This is a genomic window from Pseudoalteromonas sp. Z1A6, assembly GCF_011378745.1.
GTDB classification, from domain to species: Bacteria; Pseudomonadota; Gammaproteobacteria; order Enterobacterales; family Alteromonadaceae; genus Pseudoalteromonas; species Pseudoalteromonas arctica.
In genome coordinates this window covers 1-3,520 of record NZ_WTKW01000397.1, presented here as the reverse complement: position 1 = coordinate 3,520, position 3,520 = coordinate 1, and the positions used below count along the sequence as shown (strand labels likewise).

Below are 3,520 nucleotides of genomic sequence, written 5' to 3'. Positions count from 1 at the left end.
ATAACTAAACTTAACCTTTTGAATTTGCTGTTTTTATTTTTGTTTTATTCACTTTCTAAATGGTCTGTAACTTGCTCTTGATTACATAAGTCACTAAGAGTGAAAATCGGAGCAAAACATGAATGCATTTAAGTACCTAGAATCAGAAAGCCCAGTCAATCTCGCAAGATGGCATGAGTTAGAAAGAATCATGTCGGATGCAATGCAAAATAATTATTTTAAAATGGTTTATCAACCGCTCGTATCATTAGGAACGGGAAAGTTGGTCGGCTTTGAATCGCTAGTAAGGTGCCAATCACCCCGCTTTGGTATTGTAGGCCCTGATGAGTTTATCCCTCATGTAGAGCAATCGGGAATGATTTTAGAATTAGGTGACTGGATTTTTGAGCAATGTTTGTCTGATTTAAAACAGATGCGACATTTTGGTATGACAGATATTGCTGTTTCTTTAAATATTTCACCGGTACAAATTTTAGATGGTGATGTGTTTTCAAAAGTAATGGCTTTGCTAGAAAAGCACCAAATACCACCACAAGCTATTAAAGTTGAATTAACGGAAACAGCGCTCATTCATAGTCCTGATAAAATAGCTAAGGCGTTTGAAAACTTCCATAAAGAAGGCGTAAAGGTGTGGATTGATGATTTTGGCACTGGGTACGCGTCTTTAGGTCTACTTCGTCAATTTGATATCGATGGTTTAAAAATTGATCGCAGTTTTGTAAGTGGTATTGCAACTAATAACGAAGACTTTACGTTATGTAGCGCAATTATTGCGATGGCTCAACGATTGGGCTTACAAACTGTAGCAGAAGGCATTGAAGAGAATGAGCAATTACAAATATTAGAACAACTTGGTTGTGATATTGCTCAGGGGTACTTGCTCGATAAGCCGCAAACATTAACAAAAAGTATTGATACCTGGGCTCTGTAATTGTTTATATTCATTTTGATTTGCAAAATGCAAAAAACAAATTACTCTTAAACTACAATTCTTACATTTTATTAGTGTACGAAGCTTTAACTTACACAAAGGTTATCTATGCCTATATCAGAGCAGTTTATCGATAAAAGTATTACGGAGCTAAATGTTTTAATTCAACTTGAAAAGGATGTTGGAATAAGCGTTTTAGCTCGATTAGTAAACTTATTTATCGATGAATTAGTTACTATGGCTAACCAATTAGATACGGCAATTAGTAATGCAGATATTATAAAAATTAGAGAAATAATGCATGTTTTGAAAAACTCGGCTGCCTTATATGGAGCCGCTCCTTTAGCTGCATTGGCAACACAGTTACACGATTCACCACCACCAACCACAGAAGAAAATTTGCACGCAGCGCTTGTTATTAAGCATAACTTGGATAAAACCCGAGATGCATATCAAATAATGAGTAAGAGTATAGCTATCTAGGAGAAAGCCGTGTCAGATATAATGGGTAAAGGCCTTGTTTATATTGTTGAAGATAGCATCGCAAGTGGTGCTTTGTACGCAAGTCAGCTAGAGCAAGTAGGTTTTGAATGTAAGCATTTCGCAGATGGATATTCTGCTTTGGTCGGTATTAAAGAAAAAATGCCTGCGGTGATAGTACAAGATGTATGCTTGCCTGATATAAGTGGGCTTGAAGTTTTACAATTTGTAAATAAACAAAAAAATCCTGCTAATGTAGTCATGATCACCTCAAATAGTTCTATTGATATTGCAGTGGAAGCTATGCGTTTAGGTGGCTTCGATTTTTTAGAAAAACCCTTCACAAGTCAGCGACTTATTAGCTCAGTAGAAAGTGCGTTAACACCCAAAGAGCAAGCTAAAGTACAACCTTTGGTTCAAAGCAGTGATAAAAGCCAAGATTTTGTTGGTGAATCTCTCGCAATGAAAACCGTTTTTAGATTGCTAGATAGCGCAGCTAGAAGTAAAGCATGCGTATTTATTACAGGTGAAAGTGGAACCGGTAAAGAAGTATGCGCACAAACCCTTCATGATTCGAGCCCTCGCAGCCAAGGCCCTTTTATTGCTATAAACTGTGCTGCGATCCCTGCTGAATTATTTGAATCAGAATTTTTTGGTCATGTTAAAGGGGCGTTTAGTGGGGCGTTAAGCGATCGTAAGGGCGCTGTTGAAGTGGCCAACGGCGGTACGTTATTTCTAGATGAACTATGTGAAATGGAGCTTAACTTACAAGCTAAGTTATTGCGCTTTTTACAAACCGGCATATTTAGCAAGGTTGGTAGCAGCGAGGTATTACACAGCGATGTTCGCTTGGTATGTGCAACCAACAGAAATCCAATAATAGAGGTAGCAGAGGGGCGCTTTAGAGAAGATTTATATTATCGTTTAAATGTTATCCCCGTAAAGCTCCCGCCTTTAAGGGAGCGCGGAAACGATATTTTACTGCTCGCTGAGTATATTTTAAAACAAAAAAGCGATAGCAACGCTAAACATTTTATTGGCTTTTCTGATGAAGTTAAGGCGCTTTTTTGTAATTACGATTGGCCAGGTAATATACGCGAACTGCAAAATGTAATTGAAAATACAGTCGTTATTAATGATGGCGATGTAATAGAAAGAGATATGCTACCAAATTCATTTGGTCTAGGCGCTGTAAAACACTCAAGCTCAGCTAAGTCAATTCACAATACAAACGATCAGAGTGTTCAATTATCTCCTATGTCGGTTCACGATATAGAACCATTATGGCAAGTTGAAAAAAGGGCTATTGAAAACGCAATCAAAAGCTGCGAAGACAACATTCCTCTTGCTGCTGCTTATTTAGGGGTAAGTGCATCCACCATTTATAGAAAAATAAAAGGATGGTCTTAAAGTTGTAATAGATTTTTAATTACATTTTTCAGGTTGAATTAATGAAAGTTACCCTAAGCTCTATGGGTAATAGCAAATTGATTTTTAATCTGAAACAGTAAAAGGAGATCGCAATGAGTAGTACTAGTTTAAAACCTGCGGATATTATGCCATCACTAGTAGTGAGTGATGTTGATGAGAAAAAGATAGATTTAGTCGACAGAATTAGTGACTCTCCGTGGAAAATGATTGTTGTTTATCGTGGCCAGCACTGCCCTAAATGTACTGCGCAACTCAACGAGCTTGCTAAAGTTCATAAAGACTTTAAAGATGCTGGTGTTGAAGTGGTTGCAGTAAGTGGTGATAGCCATGAGCAGCTTAATAAACATCTTGAAAAAATAGATATTAACTTCCCAATTTACTATGGTTTAACAATCGAGCAAATGACAGATTTAGGGCTACATATTAGCGAGCCTCGCAGTGATGCAGAAACTGACCATCCATTTGCTGAGCCAGGAATTTATGTGCTTAATGAAAAAAATCAGCTTCAAATGGTCGATATATCAAACAGCCCGTTTGTTCGTCCTGATTTAGAGCAACTGCTAGGTGGGATTAAGTTTTCAAGAGAAAACGACTATCCGATCCGAGGCACATTTATTAAATAACATTCGTTTTACATGGTTTCAAACAAGGCACTTTTTAGTGCCTTTTTTATTTATT

At 37.2% G+C, this 3,520-nt stretch carries 4 protein-coding genes; all 4 read left to right on the top strand.

Annotation, left to right across the window (positions count from 1 at the left end):
- The first annotated feature begins 118 nt into the window (after positions 1-118).
- Positions 119-931, top strand: a complete 813-nt coding sequence (locus GQR46_RS17720; RefSeq protein ID WP_165729193.1) for an EAL domain-containing protein — start codon at positions 119-121, stop codon at positions 929-931.
- Positions 932-1,039: 108 nt separating this feature from the next.
- Positions 1,040-1,414: an Hpt domain-containing protein gene (locus GQR46_RS17715; protein WP_024591627.1), complete on the top strand. Its 375-nt coding sequence runs from the start codon at positions 1,040-1,042 to the stop codon at positions 1,412-1,414.
- A 9-nt stretch (positions 1,415-1,423) separates the two neighbouring features.
- A complete protein-coding gene (locus tag GQR46_RS17710; protein WP_197101590.1) occupies positions 1,424-2,821 on the top strand; it encodes a sigma-54 dependent transcriptional regulator in 1,398 nt (465 codons plus the stop codon).
- 113 nt (positions 2,822-2,934) lie between these two features.
- Positions 2,935-3,465 carry a redoxin domain-containing protein gene (locus GQR46_RS17705; protein WP_165741782.1) on the top strand — a complete coding sequence of 177 codons (531 nt, stop codon included), beginning with the start codon at positions 2,935-2,937 and terminating at the stop codon, positions 3,463-3,465.
- Positions 3,466-3,520: the final 55 nt, after the last annotated feature.

What these genes read in the sequence shown, in the direction of transcription:
- GQR46_RS17705 (WP_165741782.1), top strand. Translation starts at nt 2,935, where the DNA reads ATGAGTAGTACTAGTTTAAAACCTGCGGATATTATGCCATCACTAGTA.
- GQR46_RS17715 (WP_024591627.1), top strand. Translation starts at nt 1,040, where the DNA reads ATGCCTATATCAGAGCAGTTTATCGATAAAAGTATTACGGAGCTAAAT.
- GQR46_RS17720 (WP_165729193.1), top strand. Translation starts at nt 119, where the DNA reads ATGAATGCATTTAAGTACCTAGAATCAGAAAGCCCAGTCAATCTCGCA.